Annotated in this window: 11 protein-coding genes; 4 read left to right on the forward strand and 7 right to left on the reverse strand. The window is 41.4% G+C overall.

Features of this window, described 5'->3' with window-relative positions:
• Positions 1-288 precede the first annotated feature (288 nt).
• Together FTU66_RS03430 and FTU66_RS03435 are read left to right on the forward strand one after the other, a co-directional pair.
• Positions 289-624, forward strand: a complete 336-nt coding sequence (locus FTU66_RS03430; RefSeq protein WP_004975930.1) for a chaperone modulator CbpM — start codon at positions 289-291, stop codon at positions 622-624.
• A 90-nt stretch (positions 625-714) separates the two neighbouring features.
• A complete protein-coding gene (locus tag FTU66_RS03435; protein WP_026438326.1) occupies positions 715-978 on the forward strand; it encodes a YdcH family protein in 264 nt (87 codons plus the stop codon).
• A gap of 287 nt (positions 979-1,265) precedes the next feature.
• On the opposite strand, the gene FTU66_RS03440 is transcribed toward FTU66_RS03435, so the two are convergent.
• From FTU66_RS03440 to FTU66_RS03465, 6 genes are all read right to left on the reverse strand, one after another.
• A complete protein-coding gene (locus FTU66_RS03440) occupies positions 1,266-2,504 on the reverse strand; it encodes a magnesium transporter CorA family protein (protein WP_004975927.1) in 1,239 nt (412 codons plus the stop codon).
• A 223-nt stretch (positions 2,505-2,727) separates the two neighbouring features.
• Positions 2,728-4,815 carry a polyribonucleotide nucleotidyltransferase gene (pnp, locus tag FTU66_RS03445; RefSeq protein WP_171257431.1) on the reverse strand — a complete coding sequence of 696 codons (2,088 nt, stop codon included), beginning with the start codon at positions 4,813-4,815 and terminating at the stop codon, positions 2,728-2,730.
• 261 nt (positions 4,816-5,076) lie between these two features.
• Positions 5,077-5,346: a 30S ribosomal protein S15 gene (rpsO, locus tag FTU66_RS03450; protein WP_004975922.1), complete on the reverse strand. Its 270-nt coding sequence runs from the start codon at positions 5,344-5,346 to the stop codon at positions 5,077-5,079.
• 821 nt (positions 5,347-6,167) lie between these two features.
• Positions 6,168-7,910: an exodeoxyribonuclease V subunit alpha gene (gene recD, locus FTU66_RS03455; RefSeq protein WP_218949287.1), complete on the reverse strand. Its 1,743-nt coding sequence runs from the start codon at positions 7,908-7,910 to the stop codon at positions 6,168-6,170.
• A 109-nt stretch (positions 7,911-8,019) separates the two neighbouring features.
• Positions 8,020-11,742, reverse strand: a complete 3,723-nt coding sequence (locus FTU66_RS03460; protein ID WP_180112363.1) for a UvrD-helicase domain-containing protein — start codon at positions 11,740-11,742, stop codon at positions 8,020-8,022.
• Between the two features lie 44 nt (positions 11,743-11,786).
• Positions 11,787-15,527: an exodeoxyribonuclease V subunit gamma gene (locus FTU66_RS03465; RefSeq protein WP_180112307.1), complete on the reverse strand. Its 3,741-nt coding sequence runs from the start codon at positions 15,525-15,527 to the stop codon at positions 11,787-11,789.
• A gap of 236 nt (positions 15,528-15,763) precedes the next feature.
• On the opposite strand from FTU66_RS03465, the gene FTU66_RS03470 reads away from it, so the two are divergent.
• Positions 15,764-16,273, forward strand: a complete 510-nt coding sequence (locus FTU66_RS03470) for a hypothetical protein (RefSeq protein WP_218945596.1) — start codon at positions 15,764-15,766, stop codon at positions 16,271-16,273.
• 50 nt (positions 16,274-16,323) lie between these two features.
• On the opposite strand, the gene FTU66_RS03475 is transcribed toward FTU66_RS03470, so the two are convergent.
• Positions 16,324-17,742, reverse strand: a complete 1,419-nt coding sequence (locus FTU66_RS03475; protein WP_180112308.1) for a phosphate--AMP phosphotransferase — start codon at positions 17,740-17,742, stop codon at positions 16,324-16,326.
• Between the two features lie 246 nt (positions 17,743-17,988).
• Here FTU66_RS03475 and FTU66_RS03480 point away from each other — a divergent pair, with 246 nt between their 5' ends.
• The gene (locus FTU66_RS03480; protein WP_180112309.1) at positions 17,989-18,693 is read left to right on the forward strand and encodes a hypothetical protein; all 705 of its coding nucleotides are present in this window, start codon (positions 17,989-17,991) and stop codon (positions 18,691-18,693) included.
• Positions 18,694-18,773: the final 80 nt, after the last annotated feature.

Consider the following 18,773-nt stretch of genomic DNA (forward strand, 5'->3'; position numbering starts at 1 on the left):
GTTCAATCCAAAATATTGAAATAAAGGATGGCATTGAATAAAAAATAGACTAATATCTATAAGACATCTATACGCACAAGCCAAATTGACACATCAATATAACAGGCGTGAGCACAGCAAAGGGTTGGCTGAATTTCACCAAAGGAATACAAATAAAAGATTCTATTACAGCGTACACAGGCTAAATTAAAGAGAATCACTTATTGGATATCCACCAATTATTGATGTAAAGCAATCCCTCATTTCAGGCGAGCCAACTCGTTTGAATTCGATCAGAAGGAGTATGCCATGACCACCATTTTATATCGTGAAATCACTTCAGACGGACAGCACACAGAAATTATTGAAGAATTTACCCAGTTAGATTTAAAAAAATTTGCCGAAGCGTGTGGGCAAAGCCCTGAATGGGTCTTACAACTTTTAGAATATGACATCCTGCCTTCCCGCCCTGCCGAACGTATCCACCAATTTTTTGGTGAAGATGTCAGCCGTGCACGCCAAGCCTATCGGTTGCAACGTGATTTTGATGCCAGTTTTTCAGCTGTCGCCATGATGCTTGACCTGATTGATGAAGTACAAAAATTACGTAAAGAAGTTAAACATCTGAATTTTCAACATAGTTAATCCTCACGCTCTGGCTGTGTGATTCATCACCTTGCTAGAGCGTTTTTCTTTCTATGCCCGTAAATTTTTTTGATGAGAATGATCTACACAATGAAAACTAAAGACTGCAACAAGAAGATTAAAAATATGTTTCCTGAGTTTCGTGATTTAATTCAGGGATTACGCGACAGCAATCCACATTTTTCAAAAATTTTTGAAGATCACGAACAGCTAGACCGTGAAATCAGCCAGTTAGAGCTTGATCCTGTGCATCAAATTAATGATGACATTGAAGCGCTGAAACGCAAAAAATTAAGACTAAAAGATGAAATGTATCACTTGCTGCGTAATGCACAAAATGATCAATTGGCTTAAAAATACATACAAGTCTGAACTGCAAATCCTCATACGATCAAATGCAGGACACAGCAAGAAAAGACAAAAAGCAAAACAAGATGGCGTATTCAAGTCTGAAAACAGCATTCAAAAAACTGCCATCTTGAGCTAAGTGTCTGCCTATCTGGTTCAATCTGTGGATAAGCTTATCAGTCCTATGGATAACTTTTGAGGTCTGTGGACAACTTTTATCAACGAATTATCTTGTGACATATATTGGATGTGGAACTCAATTTATCACCACATCTGCAAGTCTATCTTCTGGATTATTTAATTTTAGTCAGTTTTTCGACTTCTTTAATGGTGCCTTTCACGGTTTGCTTAATGGGTTCATAGTCTAAAAACCAAAATAAATTCATGGGTTGGTCATTATGTTGCTGTGCCAACATATCAATCACACTTTTTTCACCCAGACCGACAAGGTGCCTACGATAAAAATAATACAGCAACAACAAAGTAGTCATCACCATTACCCCAAGCATGATCCAAAAGGCCTGTGCGTGTTTCAGCCCCGGCATAAACTCAAAGTTCATACCATACACCCCTGTAAATAAAGTCAAAGGTGCAAAAACTGCGGTAATGATGGCTAAAATCCGCATGTTTTCATTGGTCTGGTTGGCAATAGCAGAAAAATGCAGATCAATTGCGGTTTGCACTGCAGAGCGTAAGCGAATGGTATGCTTTTGAATTCGTTCAATGTGACTGGTCAAATCATCCAAACGTACCAAAATAATATCCTGCCGTTCACTACGTTTTTTGCCACGTAAATGTGGGTAGTTATCGACAATTTCATCACGCAATTCCTGCAAGGCTTCTATTTGCTCTTCACATAAATTTTCAACTTGCTGAAACGCCATATTTTCTTGCAGCAATTGATGCCAACGGGTAAAACGACGATGTCCCTGCAACAACTCTTGTTGCCAATATTCCACACGGCGGGTTAGCGGCATGCGAATATCCAAGTAATCATCCGCTACCAAATTCAGTAAACGCAACGTTAAATCTAATGGTGTTGCTGCCAGTTTGCGTGCTTTATTCTGTTCTTCAATCGGGCGTTGTACCGCTGCTTCCACACGTGACAAATAGCTTTCCATGACTTTATTGCCCTGTTCCCGCACACTAATCAAAATCTGCGGTGTCATAATAAAGCTCATCGGCGTAGTGGCCAGTCCAAAAATCCGTTCATGTTTCTCCCCGACTTGTTGCCCTGTTGCAATACGGTCTTCGGGTGTGATCAGTTTACGGAAAATCAATAAGTCATAATCATCTAAAGTATCAAACGCACATGGATGCTCTATATTTAAAATATCGCGCACATGATATTCATTGAGCGATAATTGACTGTACTGAAAAATCTCTTGTTGCCACTGTTCTGCACGGTTAAGCACATCATCACGGGTGCAATCAATCCAGATAAATTCAGGCTCAAGCCCTTCAATTGGCTGTTTTTGCACATAAATATTGGTTTTATGATTGGTATGCAGATAAAAATAATAACTTTGCATAGAACGGGCACTCTATTTCAGTTTTCTTGTACGGTTTTTTGAGATTTTAAGATGTACTCAGTTTAAGCATGGATCAGGCTTCTTTTCAAATACATGCTGTAATTTATGCCGCTTTTCATACAACAAAGATGGTTTGTACGATGCAACAAAATTTTTAGCATAAAAAAACCCGCATTCAGATTGAATACGGGTTTTTTGACCATTTCAGATCATCAACACAGCATTACGCTTGTTCGATATCTTTCATAGTTAATTTGATACGACCACGGTTGTCTACATCAGCAACCTGTACTTTCACTTCCTGACCTTCTTTCAACACGTCTGCAACGTTGGCAATACGCTCATTTGAAATTTGAGAAATGTGAAGTAAACCGTCAGTACCCGGAAGGATATTTACGAACGCACCGAATTCAACAATACGGATTACTTTACCTGTGTAAATTGTACCCGGCTCGATTTCAGCAGTTAAAGCCTGAATTTTTGCAACAGCAGCTTGTGCAGCAGCTTTGGTTTCACCAAATACGCGCACTGTACCGTTGTCTTCAATATCAATTGCCGCTTTAGTTTCTTCAGTAATTTGGCGGATGGTAGCACCACCTTTACCAATCACGTCACGAATCTTGTCTGGGTTGATGTTAATCACTTGGAAAGTTGGTGCATGCATTGAAATTTCTGGACGCGCACGTGAAATCACTTGGTTCATTGCATTTAAGATATGCATACGACCTGCATAAGCTTGGTTTAATGCAACTTCCATGATTTCTTCAGTGATGCCTTCAATTTTGATGTCCATTTGCAATGCAGTAATACCGTTGGCAGAACCCGCAACTTTAAAGTCCATGTCGCCAAGGTGGTCTTCATCACCCAAAATGTCAGAAAGTACAGCGAAACGCTCGCCTTCTTTCACTAAGCCCATTGCGATACCCGCAACTGGTGCTTTCAATGGAACACCTGCATCCATAAGTGATAACGATGCACCACAAACAGACGCCATAGAAGATGAACCGTTTGATTCAGTGATGTCCGATACGATACGAATCACATACGGGAAGCGATCTGCTGCAGGAAGAACTGCTTGCACACCACGACGTGCCAAACGACCATGACCAATTTCACGACGTTTAGGGCCAGATTCACGACCTGTTTCACCTACTGAATATGCAGGGAAGTTGTAGTGCAACATGAAGTTGTCAGTTTTAGTACCCGATAAGGTATCAACCATCAAGGCATCACGTGTATTACCTAAAGTGGTGGTAACCAAAGCCTGAGTTTCACCACGGGTAAACAATGCAGAACCGTGCGCACGGTCTAGAACGCCAACCTGTACGTCAAGCGCACGAACGGTTTTGGTGTCACGACCATCAATACGTGGTTTACCAGACAAGATGTTGTCACGTACGGTACGGTATTTAAGATCTTCAAAGAGTTCGTTCAAGTCATCTGCAATGCCAGTTTCGTCATTTTCAGGAACGAATTGCGCAACTGCTTCTGCTTGAAGTGCATCTAATGCAGCATAACGGTCTTGTTTGATCGCAATGGTGTACGCTTCAGAAATTTTTGCTTCAAACGCTTCTTTTAGTTTTGCACGAAGGTCTTCGTTTTTCTCTGGAGCAGTCCAAGTTGACTCAGTTGCACCTGCAGCTGCAGCAAATTCTTTGATCGCTTGAATCGCGATTTGCATTTCGTCATGACCGTAAAGCACTGCGCCTAACATTTGGTCTTCTGAAAGTTCTTTTGCTTCAGATTCAACCATCAATACAGCAGATTCTGTACCTGCAACCACAAGGTCAAGGTCAGATTGCGCCATTTGTTCAAAGTTCGGGTTAAGCACGTATTCGCCGTTGATTAAACCCACACGCGCCGCACCAATTGGGCCACGGAACGGTGTACCTGCAATTGCAAGTGCAGCAGACGTACCTAACATTGCAGCAATGTCAGCTTCCATGGTTTTGTCAGAAGATACAACAGTCGCAGTAACTTGAATTTCGTTGTAGTAACCTTCTGGGAACAACGGACGAATTGGACGGTCAATTAAACGTGAAATTAAAGTTTCTGCTTCAGAAGCACGGCCTTCACGCTTACCATAACCACCTGGGATACGACCTGCAGCATATTGTTTTTCTTGATAGTTAACAGTCAGTGGGAAGAAATCTTGACCCGCTTTTGCTGTTGGTTGAGCAACCACTGCAACCAATACAGTCACGCCACCCATAGTAATCATTACCGTGTTGGCTTGACGCGCTACACGACCAGTTTCAAGTACAACTTGGTGCTGACCAAATTGGAATTCTTTACGAATAATATTAAACATCGACATGTTTTATTTTTTCCTAGTTCTTGTGAACAATTATTCTCGTGGAGACCCCTAAGGTTTGGCATTCACAATACAATTGTTTAGGTAAATGACAAAGCTTAGAAGCCGACCTCACTCGAATGAAACACGATTTTTAAACACAAAGAAGGAGCGAATCATTCGCCCCTTCCACTGATCTAGCCAAGGCTAGATATACTTTAGTTTTCAGTAATACAGCATTCAACATGCAATAGTCCGAAAATAAAAGCTTAAATCGAATTAACGACGTAAACCTAAAGCAGCAATCAATGCGCTGTAACGAGTCACATCTTTGCCTTTAAGGTAGTCAAGTAACTTACGACGTTGGTTAACCATACGGATTAGACCGCGACGGCTATGGTGGTCGTGTTTGTGCTCTTTGAAGTGACCTTGTAAGTCATTGATTTGAGCAGTTAAAAGCGCTACTTGAACTTCTGGTGAACCAGTGTCGTTTTCAGCACGAGCAAATTTAGCGATGATCTCTGCGCGATCTGCGTTTGTTAAAGCCATTCGATTTCTCCGAGATGCTTAATAAAAAGATTTGATACCGATCAATTGATTGCTCAATTGACTGCCGTGCATCACTACAGCAAGGGCATTATTTTAAGGCAAAAACGTGCCGATTGCAAAACAGAACGACAAACAAGCACTTTTAATTTTGAGATGTACCAATAAAAGTATGATTTATGCTAAGGGTATACACATCATGTTAGGTATAAAGTGTCTAAGGAAAATAAATATACAATTGTATATGATTGATAATATGTAATATTTTGCCAACTGCTTTTCATCCACTGGAATATTTTGCCGTTAAAATAAAACAGCCCGAGCATAGCTCGGGCTGTTTTTTGCGCTGTAGTTTCTTGTCTTATTATTCTTATTGTCTTGTTTATTGTGGTTATTTGCGCGTTTTCGCGTCTTATTCTCTGAACATTCCTGTTCTTGCTTTCACGTCCTTGTGTGGTAGATTTTGCCACAATACTAAAGTGAAAGAAGTCGTATTTCTCGTATCTGTTTGTAAGCTTTTTCTTACAACAGGTAAGCATTGTCAGCATTTTGCAAATCACCCAAACTTACAGGCATAAAAAAGCCCTGTAGTCTCTCCCAAAACTACAAGGCTTAGCGGCTGTAAGTTTCCTCTTCTCACTCACGTCCTGTCAGTTCGCTGTCTTTCGACATTTATCGTTATTATTCTGCGATTATGCTCAACTATCCCTATTGAGCTTTTTATGTGAAGTCATCTTCTCAAAAAGATCTTGAAATCTCTATGCGCAAATTTCTCGAATCAATGTAAGCCATTTCGTACAAAACCATCTCTTATTCAGTTTTACTTAACAATCCAAAGCGTCATTAATTCTGGCTAATAAACCACTGCTGCGACGGGTACGAATCATCAAAGCTTGCTGCAAAGCTTGCGCATCAACCAACAAACTTACGACTTTTTTAGCACGGGTAATGGCAGTGTAGATCAGCTCCTTACTCAGCAAGTTTTTTGCCGCAGCATCCAACACCACAGCTGTATGAGTAAATTCAGAACCTTGCGATTTATGAATAGTAAGTACAAATGCGGTTTCAATATTTTTAGGTAAGCGTGTTGCAGGCACCCACTTATTTAAACTTGGAAAATATACTTCAAACTGGCGCTGATCATGCTGCTCTCGCATAAAACAGATGCCAATATCACCATTCGACAACCCCAGTTGATAATCGTTATAGGTCATCATGACGGGGCGTCCTGCATACCAATCGCCATGTTTGGTTTGTTTTAACTGTTGCAACAAGCGTTTTTCAATCTGCAAATTCAGTTGTTGTAAACCCAAATGACCATGACGAATTGCGGTTAAAATACGGTAATCATCAAATACATTCACCACATTCTCAACATGCGCTTGAAATGCTGTACTTGATTGTTCCAAGCCCAAAGTATGTGCTTTTAATACCGCTACATAAGCCTGATAACCATACATCAGCTGATCATAATAATGCGCTAAATTTTCCGCTGAAATTTGCCCATTTTGCTGAGGTAAATATTGCAGTTGTAGGGCATCTATTTCGACTTGCTTAAATTGAATTGGCTTTAATTCACCTGCTGCCACGACTTGCTGTTCAAACTCAGCCAAAACCTGTGCAGGAGAATGTTCTTGCTGAATAAACTTCGCCATTGCGCCAATTTTTGCACCTTCAGCAAAACGACGTGTGGTCACTAAATTGACACGGTTATTTGCGAGTTCAGGCACTTGCTGTAAATCGGCCAATACTGTACCGACATCGACTGAAGCCAATTGATTGGCATCGCCCAACAGAATTAAACGTGCCTGCGCAGGAATGGCAGCCAATAACATCTGTGACAGGCTTAAATCCAGCATCGACGCTTCATCGACCACAATCACGTCATAAGGTAGAGGTTGTTTAGCGTGAAAACGTGGCTTGCCTGTATTGCCTAAGCCCAATAAACGATGCAAAGTCACGGGTCGTAATTGACGTAAAGCATCGACATTAAACATTTGTAAAGCTTGACTATTCAAGGCATTTTGCAAAGCTTCATCCATCCGCTGTGCCGCTTTGCCTGTTGGTGCAGCCATCGCAATCCGAATATTTGGCAAAGCTTGATTAAGCACCGCAACAATATGCGCCAAAGTATAGGTTTTTCCTGTACCTGGCCCACCAGTGATAATACTTAAACTTTGAGTTGCCGCAGTCTGTAACGCTTTTTGCTGCTGTGGATCTTGCAATAAATTAAGCTGTTCGGCTTGTAATTCAAAGGACAAAGGCGGCTGCGCCTGAATCCGTAAAATATCGCTAGCAACCTGATGTTCCAGTTTCCAGTAGCGATACAAATACAAACGCTGCCCATCAAATACAAACGGTGCAATTTGTGGATCAGGATTTAAAGCGCTACGCTGCAAGTTCATGTGCAAATGTTGCAATGCCGCCACTTGTTCTGCGGTTGCAGGAATACAGCTATCCCCTTGCTGAATAGCATCGAGTACCTGTTGCATCAAAATTTGCGCTGAAGCATCAAAAGTGACATTGCTAAATGGCGGCTGACATAGGTAATCCATCCACGCCTGCATTGGCGTTTGAGCTGAATTTAAGTGAATATGCTTGTTTTCCACACAGTTATCCTCAAAGTTATCCACAGGATAAGCAATTGTTTTATTAAGTCGATAAGCTGACTTAGCGTTATTTTTTAAGTTCAAAGTAACCCAATATTTGATCTAGTTGCAGAATAAATTCCGCATCTGGCCGCCAATGACAAACCCCTTGCCCTGCTTGCCCCTGCATACCACGCAAATACAAATAACTGGCTCCACCCAAATGTTGCCGAATATCATAATCTTGCAAACGACTGCCCAAATAACGGTGCAACGCCACCAAATACAAGGCCGCTTGTAACCAATAACTCGATTGGGTCATGTTGTGTTCAAGGTTGGTTTTTTCATAATCGCGCTGATCGGCACCCAAATAATTACTCTTATAGTCGGCAATGTGATAACACTGCCCATCAAAATAAACCAAGTCAATTGAGCCTGTCAGATAACGCGCAGTAGCGGCTTCATTTAAATCTTGAATAGGATGTCCCGCATCTTCAAACAATTGCTGAATTGCTTGAATAAATAAGCGCTGATCTGCCAACGCCAAATAGAATGGAAACTCTGATAAATAATGTGCAGTAGATAAGGCGGAAAGCTGGAAAGTATCGTGCAAAGGAGTATTCAACACATCCTTCAGCCACTCGGTCATGTGCGCAAAAATATCTGCTTCCTGCACAGTCGCGCTGCCTTTGGCAGTGTCGAGTTTTGCAATCAAATCTACCAATAACACATCTGAATTAAACTCTTTGTCGTTATGAAAACGGCGTTTGACTTCTTCAAAAATGTCATCATGACTGGCTTGAAAGTCGATATATTCAAAGAGTTTATGTAAAAAACTCCCCGCTTGAGTACCACGCTGAAAATTAGCTTTGATCCATGCAATCGGTTGAGCCACCTGTACGATTTCCTGTTCCGTTTCGACAGGTTCCTGATTGATTTCGTCGGCAGCAGCAGCCTGCTCCTCGCTTGCCAATGCCAAAGTATCGCTACGCATGGCGGCAGGTAAATGTTGTGCCAAGCCACTAAAACTGGTTTTGGTTCGTGGATAAAAGCGACGCTGCGGAAAATCTGCAGCTTCAATCTTAATTTCTTGCACTTGTTCAAGTTGTAATGCTGCCGCCAATTGTGTCAGAGGTGCTTCATCACAGCTCCATGCTGCTGCAATTTCTGCTGAACTTGGCGCTTGTAAACGCCAGACATTTAAACCAGCAGATTTTGGTGCAGCCTCTTTTTTACCTTCTTTTGCAGGCGTAGGCTGTTTTAGCATCGCATAGACCCGATAACTGGCACGGGTGAGTGCCACATACCAAAGCCGATTCAACTCTGCCAAACGGCGCTCACTGTGCTGCTGCATTGCTGTGGCATCGATGTCTTTATGTTTAATGGCAATGATACGTTGCTCAATGCCTTGCTCTTCCTGCGTTGCAAACACCAAAGCAGACTTGTCAGATTTGGGCGGCTGATCTGCCGACATCAAAAATACGACTTTAAACTCTAAGCCTTTGGACTGGTGAATGGTCATCAATTTCACGCCTGCCGCATTAGAAAGTTTTCGTTCAATTTCCCAATCGCGTTTGGCAGGTGATTCAACTTGCTGTAAATACCAGTAATACAGCATGTAAGCCCCTTGATGGCGTTCACTTTGACGACTCAGCAATTCGGTTAAATGGCGTAAATTCACCACATGCCGTTCATTGTCAAAACTGCGTTTTGCCACCAAATTTTCCCAAATTTTAAATAAGTTCAGGCAGTAATTCCATGCGGTTAAAAAGCCTTTATTGACCCACATTTCCCGAATGCAGTCGAAGTCATAAATAAACTGACCTAACCCCTGTTGCTCAAGTTCAATCAACTGTTGCAGGTTATAACCCAATAAACGTGTCAGTAAGGCACGCTTGACCTTGGCTTCATCATAAGGATGTAAAATTGCAGTTAAAATTGCCGCCACATCTTTGGCTAAAAAGCCTGTAAAAACACTGCGCTGACTACTTCTATTGACCTGAATTCCAATCCGTTCAAGCTCGTATTGGGCTTGATCAAGCTTTTGATGACTGGTCGATAAAATGGCAATATCATCGGCTTGTAAAGCGACTTTGCCTGAAGAGTGATCAAAATATAAATCGCCTGCAATGCCTTGATTTAATAACTCGCGAATTTTTCGTGCAATTTGAATGGACTCATCCTGTTCATGTTCCACCGTTACCCAACGCAGCGGTGCGGGATTGGCCTGTTGCCGATCCATTAAAGCAGGATGAGGACGTGAACCTGCAATGACAGGTTCATAAATCACTTTCTCACCAAAAGCGGGTTGGCGTTGAAATAACTCATCCACCACACAGACCAACTCTTTCACTGAACGATGATTTTGTCTGAGTGAATAAATGCGACCTTGCTTTTTCAGCACGTCATCACGGGCATTGTTATAGGTCAGCATATCGCCACCGCGGAAACCATAAATCGCCTGCTTAGGATCGCCCACCATAATCATACAACCACGCGCATACCACTTTGGATTGCGCCAAATTTGTGCCAGCATGTCATCTTGATCTTGGTTGGTATCCTGAAATTCATCCACCAAAATCAGTGGATAACGCGTATGCACAAACTGTGCAAAACGCTGCCCACGTTCTCCCTGCAAAGCTTCGGCTAAGCTGCGAATTTGTTGGGCAAAGGTGGTTTCCCCTTTTTGCTGTAAAAGTTGCGGTAAACGCTGTTTAACTTGTTGTACTAAATAGAATTTTAAATTGGTATCCACCAATTCAATTTGATGCTCAAAATTAAGTTTGGCATCCACCACTGCTTTAATTTTACGGATCACAGGATGATCAAAAAAAGCATCTTGCACCTCTTGCGTACAGGCTGGATCTGTCTTTTTAAAATGTGGGGTTGCTCTTAGTTTCCTCTCTTTGGTGAGATAAAGTGCAAAGACTGCATTAAATAATGCAGCAAGATGTGAATTAAAATAATGTTCTAAAGGGTTGTGCTTAATTTTTTCAATCAGTTTTGGCAAAGCATCAGTAAACATTTGATGTAATACCGCCCCTCCATCACCTGCCACATTCTTATAAAAACCAGAAGTATATTTACCCTTATAATATTCTTTTAATTCTTCAATTTGCGTGATGTTGATACTGGCTAAATTCTGCAACGCCTCTGCTAAATCCTGAACCTCCAACTGTGCCTGATCTATACCTTGAATCTCTGCCGATGCAAAATTCAAACTGGTATTGACCAGATCTTCATATTCGGCTGCCGATTTCAACCGCCCACATAACAGCATATAGTCCACAACATGCTGGGGCTGTGCCTGAATCCATTCACGCAGGACATCATGCAGCAATTGTTCGGTATAAACCGATGCTTGTTCGGTAATATTGGCGCGCTCAATTTTGCCGCTTTCAAAGGAAAATTCACGCAATAATTTTTGGCTAAAGCTATCCAGCGTTCCGACAAATAACTCATCGAGTTGTGCAATCACCAACTTCAAACGTGAACTGGCATAGTCCAGTTTTAAGCAATATTCTTGCACAACATGTTTGAGTAAAGGGTCTTGTAGTTGTGCAATTTTCTCTGCAAGGGCGCGCTGATCTAAAGACTGGTTTAAACACAGGTCGATATATTGTTGGGTTTCAAGCAAGCGTGCACGAATACGACTTTTTAGCTCGGCTGCGGCGGCACGGGTAAATGTGGTTGCAATCACTTGATTAGGCAAATAATCTTTCAGGAAAATCCGCACCATCAAACTAGATAAAGTATAGGTTTTTCCTGTACCTGCCGATGCTTCAATCCAATGCAAGCCTTTAAATTGCATCTCTTGAATTGGGTCATAACAAATTGGGAATGGGCTAGATGAGTTCACGCAGATTCCCCTTGTTTTTGAAGATTTTTCGCAGATTCATAATTTTCAATGATGGGCTGATACAGTCGATGGCTATATTGCTGAAATGCCTCAATCAACAACGGTTCAGTTTCACTGTCTTGAAAAATAAATGACCAGTCTGGGTGATTTTTCTCACTTTCATCAATAAAGCTCCTCCTAGCACCGTCATGCCAATGTTTTACGAAGCTTTCCATATTCAAAACTTGATCGGACTGAGCTTCATCCCACTGAATTTCAAATTCTTTTTTATCTTTCATTTTTAAAACCAAAGCCGCAGGCAATAACACAGGATATTGCTGTGCGTGTTTCCAGAACTCAAACCACTGGGCTAAATACTCGTGTGCTTGCTGTGCATGGATATTGGCAAAATGAATCACCGCATCTTTACACACCACAATCCGCTCTAAATCTTGCTGTTCTGTGTTCTGATAAGCCACCCAGAACAGATATTCCAACCATACTTCGGCATATTTTTTTGGTCTGGCACTCGCTGCCACCACGCTACACCAAAGCTTTGTCGGCTGTTCAGGCACTTGAATACGGATATGCAAATGTGGATTCATTTTCCATAGCTGTTGCGTTGTTGCGGTTGCTTCATCTGCAAATTGCTGCAGTGTGTCACGTAAATATTGCTGTTCTTGTAGTCCCGTTTGAAACGTGGCATTTAAGGTTTTGCCCACAGGCAAGGTATCTTGCAACAAGCTTTCTGCATCTTGCTCGCCATGTTGCAGTAAAAAATCACGCACACTATATTTTTCCAAGCCATTTAAAATCAGCGGCTCGTGGTTCATTGCAGCAGTGTCGGATTGTAAATTTTCGACCCCAATCGCTTTTAAATAGGCACGCGCAGGGAAACACACATCTCGAATCCATTGCATACTGTCTAAGACCACCACATCTTGCGGCAATAATGGATATTCTCCAAACCATGCTTCACGTGGTGTGGTTTCTTGCTGCATTTGTTTAGCCACCCGATACCATTGATCTTTAAAGCGAACTTCACGGCTTTCAGCAAAACGCAGCTGATCGAAAGGTTGCAAACTATGTAAATAATAAAGAGATTTCAATTGCGCAGGAATTTCGACACCATTCAAGTTTAAGCGTGAATCGCTAGCGCCATCAGGATGTTTCACAATCAATGCCAAATGCTGCACAAATTCCTGCACCACCACGGATGGATCACGTACCTCACCATCGCTGACATCAAAACCGTTATAAAATAGCCAAACACTGTCTTGCGCCAACAATAAACTGTCTAAAAATGCCCCCTGATCATCCTCAATCCGTGAACGATCTCCCAGTTGTGGTTTTAATAATTGCATCAAATCAAAAGCCAATTGCTGATCACGACTTGGGAACACGCCATTGTCCAAGTTCAACATCACAATCAACTTATATGGCAGCGGACGAATTGCACCAATTTGGCTAAAGGTAATAGCGCCCGATGGACTGGCTTGTTCGAGTTGGGTTTCGAGCTGGGCAGAAATTTCTTGCAGAATATAATCCAGCGGTAAACTTAAATGACGCAAATCTTGACCCGACTGCACATCAAAATAACTGGCTAAAGTCAGCATACGGTCATGTTTTTGCACCAAACTAAACACCGATGCCAACACATCTACTCCTGCATCCTGAAACTCACTCAAGTCTTGCATCAGTTGTTTGAGCCAATATTCCACCGTTTTAGCTTGCCCCAATTCATGCTGAATCAGCCAATCACGGCGCTGTGCAAAATCCTGATAAATTTGAATCAGTTTAAAGATCAATTCAAAATCGCTACTTTGCACATCGGCATAACTTAAAGTATGCTGAACCACGCAATGCTCTGGCACTGCAACACCCAAAGCCAAACGATCTAAAGCAAACTTCAGGCTAAACCGATAATCTTGATCATCTGCACTCAGGCTGCGTTTTAAATGCTCGGCATCTAAACCACGTTTAAAACCTGCATTGGCCAACAACTCATTCATGCGCTCAATATTGTTTAAATTCAAGGCATAACGCTGTTGTGTGGCAGCTAAACTCAACCAGTCACCAAACTCCTCAAAGCTAAAACGTCCTTGTACCAACGCTATACGCCCAACCACCGCACGCCAAGCATTGTGAATATCTAAAGAGCTGATACCTGCTATTTGAATAGGCAAATACACACTATCTTGACTGAGTTGATGCCCTAAAGTAGCTTGATTCTGCTGTGCTTTTTGTTGTCCTTTCTGATAGAGATCACGCTCACTTGGCGGTGCAGCAAATACGCTGCGAATTAAAGACTCTTGTTCTTTGAGTTTCGGACTCAATACCAAAATATCACTGGCTTGGCGGCTGTCATCTTGTCCTAGCCATGCAATTAAACAATCTTTAAGTACCTCAAGCTGACGTAAACTTGAATGACACACATGAATTTGCAATGACTCATCGGCAGGATCTAAGTCATACGCCTGCGCGACTGGCTCAACCAAATTCAATACATCCGATTGAATTTTGCCAAGTAAATGTTGCGGCTCTTCTTCAGGGAAAAGATCATACCACTCGCCTTCATCACCACTCGACAACGCCGCCAATAAAGAAAAGTGATCGCGTGCCTGCTTACCAAAGCGTGTCAGCAAGGGATGATGTGACTCGCGCATATCGGCATTAAATTCGCCATTATATTTTTTGATATATGCAGCAATATCATCATCACTTACGGTTTTATTTTGACTTTCCATCTCGCGAATAAAGCGACTTTTGATTCGCGCATCCATGTTTAATTTCCACTTAGGATCGACCATGTCTGCCCAATATTCTTGCGATGGGTTGTAATGCAGAATAAAAATATCCATATACTGCGCCAAACGGCGGATAAACAGCAACTGACTTGGCGGCAAATCCAATAAGGTAAAAATCACCAACTGTTTGGGTAATTTGTTAATACACGAATTTGGATTTTCAGGCTCGCCCAAAGCTTGCCAAAATTGCAGATCAATCTCCTGCATTTTTTCAAAATCTGCATGAAAAATATGCAACCACAACCAACTTTGCCATTGCTCTAATTCTTCGGCTTGCTCTTGAGTAAATGCGGCTATTTCCAATGCCGCTTGTTTTTCTTCTTCGCTCTCAAAGTTTTTAGGGATATAAATTTGCTGCTTTAAGTTCAGGCGTTTCTGCTGTCCCCAAACCGCTAACCAATTGCTTTGACATTGGCAGACACCCTCGCAGCCTTTTTGGCAAAAACCACGATAAACCATGTAATTGCTAAATAAACGTGAAACTTTATCTGCCACCCAATACAGCATGTTTTGCTTTTTGAGCTGCTTTTCTAAACCCTGTGACAATTGCTCTGCGCTGTCATAAATTCGCTGAATCAAACGATGTAAAGCATGCTCGGCAGGAAGTGGGTTTTGTTCGTGTTGTATCCACGGTTGTAAGTCATAAAACACACGCCATTGCATCACAATACGCGGAATATTTGCCTGACGCACCCGATCTTTATCGTCTAAAACTGCCTGATAAGCGGCCCATTGAAAGGCACGAATACGATGATGAAATTCAGTATTGGCACTAATGCCTTTTTGCTCGGCTATTTTTTCTGTCAGCCACTTTTCTACTGCCACTGAAGGCACAATAAAATGCTGGGTTTGTAGCACCTGAAGCGGATTCGATGTCGGTTGACGTATGGTTTTCAGCATTTCATTGACTAAAACTTCTATACGTTGGCTTTGTATGACATGAATCGCCATAAGGTATCCTTTAATTTATTTTGAATAAGAATGTATTAAATGTACTAGAAGGCCGTTGATCTATCATTTGCCTCAAGCACAACAAAAGAATAAAGATTATTGGCTATACACTTACAACGGTGTATGCCACTTTACAAGCATACTTTTATTGCCTACTTTATTCAAAAAGTGCTTTGAATAAAGTGGTTTAATTTACCAAACAGCATACGATTATCCGCCATTTTAAGGTTGTACTTATGATAAAAAGAGAGACAATTCCAGACAGTATTGATCCAAGCCTAGACTTGGAAATGATTCGTGCAGAATGCCTAGAACTGGTCAAAAAACGTGCCTATTTTTCTGCAGGTGCAGCCGTCATTCCTGTGCCGTTCTTAGACGTTGTCATTGATGTGGGCATCTTGTCGCAACTGGTTCCAGAAATTAATGCACGTTTTGGCTTATCTCCTGAGCAAATCAGTGTGTACGACCCTGAAACCCGAAAAGTCCACTGGAGCGAATTGCGTAAACGCGGTGTAGAATTTTCAGGTTTAGTCGTAGCGCGCACTGCAGTAAAAAAATCCCTGAATAATGTTGCAGCCAAATACATTGCCAAACAAGTCACCAAGTTTATTCCATTGGGTGGTCAAATGGTGGCTGCAGGGTTAGGTTATTTTATTATGAAAAAAATTGCCGAAACGCATGTTGAAGAAAGCTACAAACTAGCAAAAAGCATTCAGCTTAAACAAGCCAAAGTTGTGAATGCTTAATTCTTAAATCAAGCTGACTCAACACACAGACTTTACATCCTCAAGGCAGATTATTCTGCCTTGAGTTGTTTTAAGATAGTTCTTAAAATTTCCAAACGTGCTGCATTTTTGTCATTACTTGGAATGATGTGCCACGGTGCATATTCAGTACTGGTACGCTGTAGCATATCTGCCGCAGCCACCAAATAATCATCCCATCGGCTACGGTTACGCCAATCTTCATCTGTAATTTTAAAACGCTTATGTGGGGTTTCCTGACGTGCTTTAAAACGCAGCTCTTGCTCATCTTTACTAATGGCTAACCAAAATTTAATCACGACAGTTTGATGGTCATTTAAGTCTTGTTCAAATCGGTTGATTTCGTCATAGGCACGCTGCCATTCCAGTGGACTAATCAAACTTTCTACACGTTCCACCAATACCCGCCCATACCAAGAACGGTCAAAAATATTGATTTTTTCTTCAGGCAGAATTTTCGTCCAAAAACGCCACAAATAAGGACGGCTGATTTCAAAGGCTTCAGGGGCGCTAATGGTATAAATTTCGTATTCACGCGGATCCAGTTTTTTTACAATCCGCTTAATCGCGCCGCCTTTGCCTGCTGCGTCCATTCCTTCAAAAACAATGCTGACATTACGGTTATCTAAACGCAGTGCATCTGCCACTTTTTTCGTGAGTTTCTTTAACTCTGCTTTATAGTCATCCTCATTGACCGATTCAGATATAGGATTAAGCAAAACTTCTGGAATTTCTGCAGCTTGCCAAGTGATGCCCGAACTGGTCGGATGCACAGGACAATGCTCTAAAGCACGTAAAATATGCTGTGCAAATTGTTGATCGCGGATGGTTTCATCTTCGCAATCAATCATAATCCAGTCATCGGTAAAACGTTGGCGCAGCTTTTGCAAGCTGTCATATTGCTTTTTATTGCGCCAATCCAAGCCGTGCAATTTATGCCAATGCACTTCGCTCGGTTCCATATCATCTAGTCGTTTTTGTAGTGATTTCCACGATAAATCGAACCAGATTTTAATGACATCCACATGGTTATTTTTTAAGTCTTCTTCATAGGCACGCATTTTTTCGACATAGTTATCAAACATGGTGTCATCAATTTGTTTAGACACATGCATGGCTGTGCTTAATAAGTCACTATACCAATTGCCAAACATCACCATAATTTGACCTTCGGCAGGAATAAAACGTGCATAAGGCTGCCAAAGTGTCTGTTTGGGATTAAACGGGTGCGGCGCATCGGCTTTTACCCTTAAATAACGCGGATCGACCCATTCTCTTAATTGTTTAACCGATTCACCCTTACCCGCCAATTCAATGCCGCTCACTAAAATCAGCAAACTTTTGGCATTTTTTTCACCTTTGGTGTTTTTTAAAGCATATTGGGCTTCAATTAGCTCGACTGAAAGTTGTTCGTCTTCCATGAGTTTAAATTCAGTATGTGCTTGTGACATCATCTACCCTATTGTTGTGTTATTTAAGCTCTGCTGATCATTCATCTATATTTACGATATTAGAATGAGCGACAGACTTTGATCAGTATACGAATATCGACCCATTTTTTAACAACTTTTCGCTTATTTTTGTAGATTAATCTCACACACTGACCTTTGCCGTTTGGAATTCTGTGTAATTTGTCATAGCGACGAGATCAAACTCACATTAAGATTTGCCCATTCAACTCAATAATGAGACACCCTATGTCTAAACTTGCTGCTTTAGATGAGCTGTTAGAACTGTATTATCAATTTAAATATCATAAAAATCCTATGCTTTTTCAACGCTTACAAGATGTTCAAGCATGGCAAAAACAGCGTATGCAACGCACCCATGCCACACAGTTTGCCGAAAAGCACAATGTCTTGATGGCCGAATATTTTTTAAACCGCTTATATGGCGGTCCAGATTTTGACGCTTTGGCAGGTCAAATTGCTCGCCTACTGAAATATGCACACAAAGCTGAAAAAATCATCCCTGAAAATACAATCAAAACAGGGACTTCTGGGGTAAGTCTGGCGATTTTGGCAGTGCAGTTAGATGAACAAGTCGCGATACAATTGCTACAGGACTATCCTGAAAATATGCCTTTAAATGATGAGATGATGCGTCTGACTTATTTAAAGCTCGATCAGGGCGAAGCACGCTTAAAACAATTAAATATGTTGGATGAACTGGGTAAAAACCTAGATAAATATATGCGCTCTTTTGTGGTCTATACCGCTTTTAAAATGTGTAAAGGCGCGGCGCAAAAATACAGTTTTCAAATTATGTATGAGTTTATGCAAGATGGCTTTTTAGCCATGAAACCATTAAAGTCTGCAGAGAAATTTGTGAAGCAATTTACTACCACAGAACGGGAAATTATTGCCAAAGTACATGCAGGTGATTTACATCCATTTTCATAATCCCAATGTGTGAAATAACCAACACTTATTCAGCACACTTACGCTATCTTTGGTTTTTTCTGTATATTATTCATAACAAT

Source organism: Acinetobacter sp. YH12131, assembly GCF_013418635.1.
Classification (GTDB): domain Bacteria; phylum Pseudomonadota; class Gammaproteobacteria; order Pseudomonadales; family Moraxellaceae; genus Acinetobacter; species Acinetobacter towneri.

What these genes read in the sequence shown, in the direction of transcription:
- FTU66_RS03430 (WP_004975930.1), top strand. Translation starts at nt 289, where the DNA reads ATGACCACCATTTTATATCGTGAAATCACTTCAGACGGACAGCACACA.
- FTU66_RS03435 (WP_026438326.1), top strand. Translation starts at nt 715, where the DNA reads ATGAAAACTAAAGACTGCAACAAGAAGATTAAAAATATGTTTCCTGAG.
- FTU66_RS03440 (WP_004975927.1), bottom strand. Translation starts at nt 2,504, where the DNA reads ATGCAAAGTTATTATTTTTATCTGCATACCAATCATAAAACCAATATT.
- pnp (WP_171257431.1), bottom strand. Translation starts at nt 4,815, where the DNA reads ATGTTTAATATTATTCGTAAAGAATTCCAATTTGGTCAGCACCAAGTT.
- rpsO (WP_004975922.1), bottom strand. Translation starts at nt 5,346, where the DNA reads ATGGCTTTAACAAACGCAGATCGCGCAGAGATCATCGCTAAATTTGCT.
- recD (WP_218949287.1), bottom strand. Translation starts at nt 7,910, where the DNA reads ATGCAGGCGTGGATGGATTACCTATGTCAGCCGCCATTTAGCAATGTC.
- FTU66_RS03460 (WP_180112363.1), bottom strand. Translation starts at nt 11,742, where the DNA reads ATGCAATTTAAAGGCTTGCATTGGATTGAAGCATCGGCAGGTACAGGA.
- FTU66_RS03465 (WP_180112307.1), bottom strand. Translation starts at nt 15,527, where the DNA reads ATGGCGATTCATGTCATACAAAGCCAACGTATAGAAGTTTTAGTCAAT.
- FTU66_RS03470 (WP_218945596.1), top strand. Translation starts at nt 15,764, where the DNA reads ATGATAAAAAGAGAGACAATTCCAGACAGTATTGATCCAAGCCTAGAC.
- FTU66_RS03475 (WP_180112308.1), bottom strand. Translation starts at nt 17,742, where the DNA reads ATGTCACAAGCACATACTGAATTTAAACTCATGGAAGACGAACAACTT.
- FTU66_RS03480 (WP_180112309.1), top strand. Translation starts at nt 17,989, where the DNA reads ATGTCTAAACTTGCTGCTTTAGATGAGCTGTTAGAACTGTATTATCAA.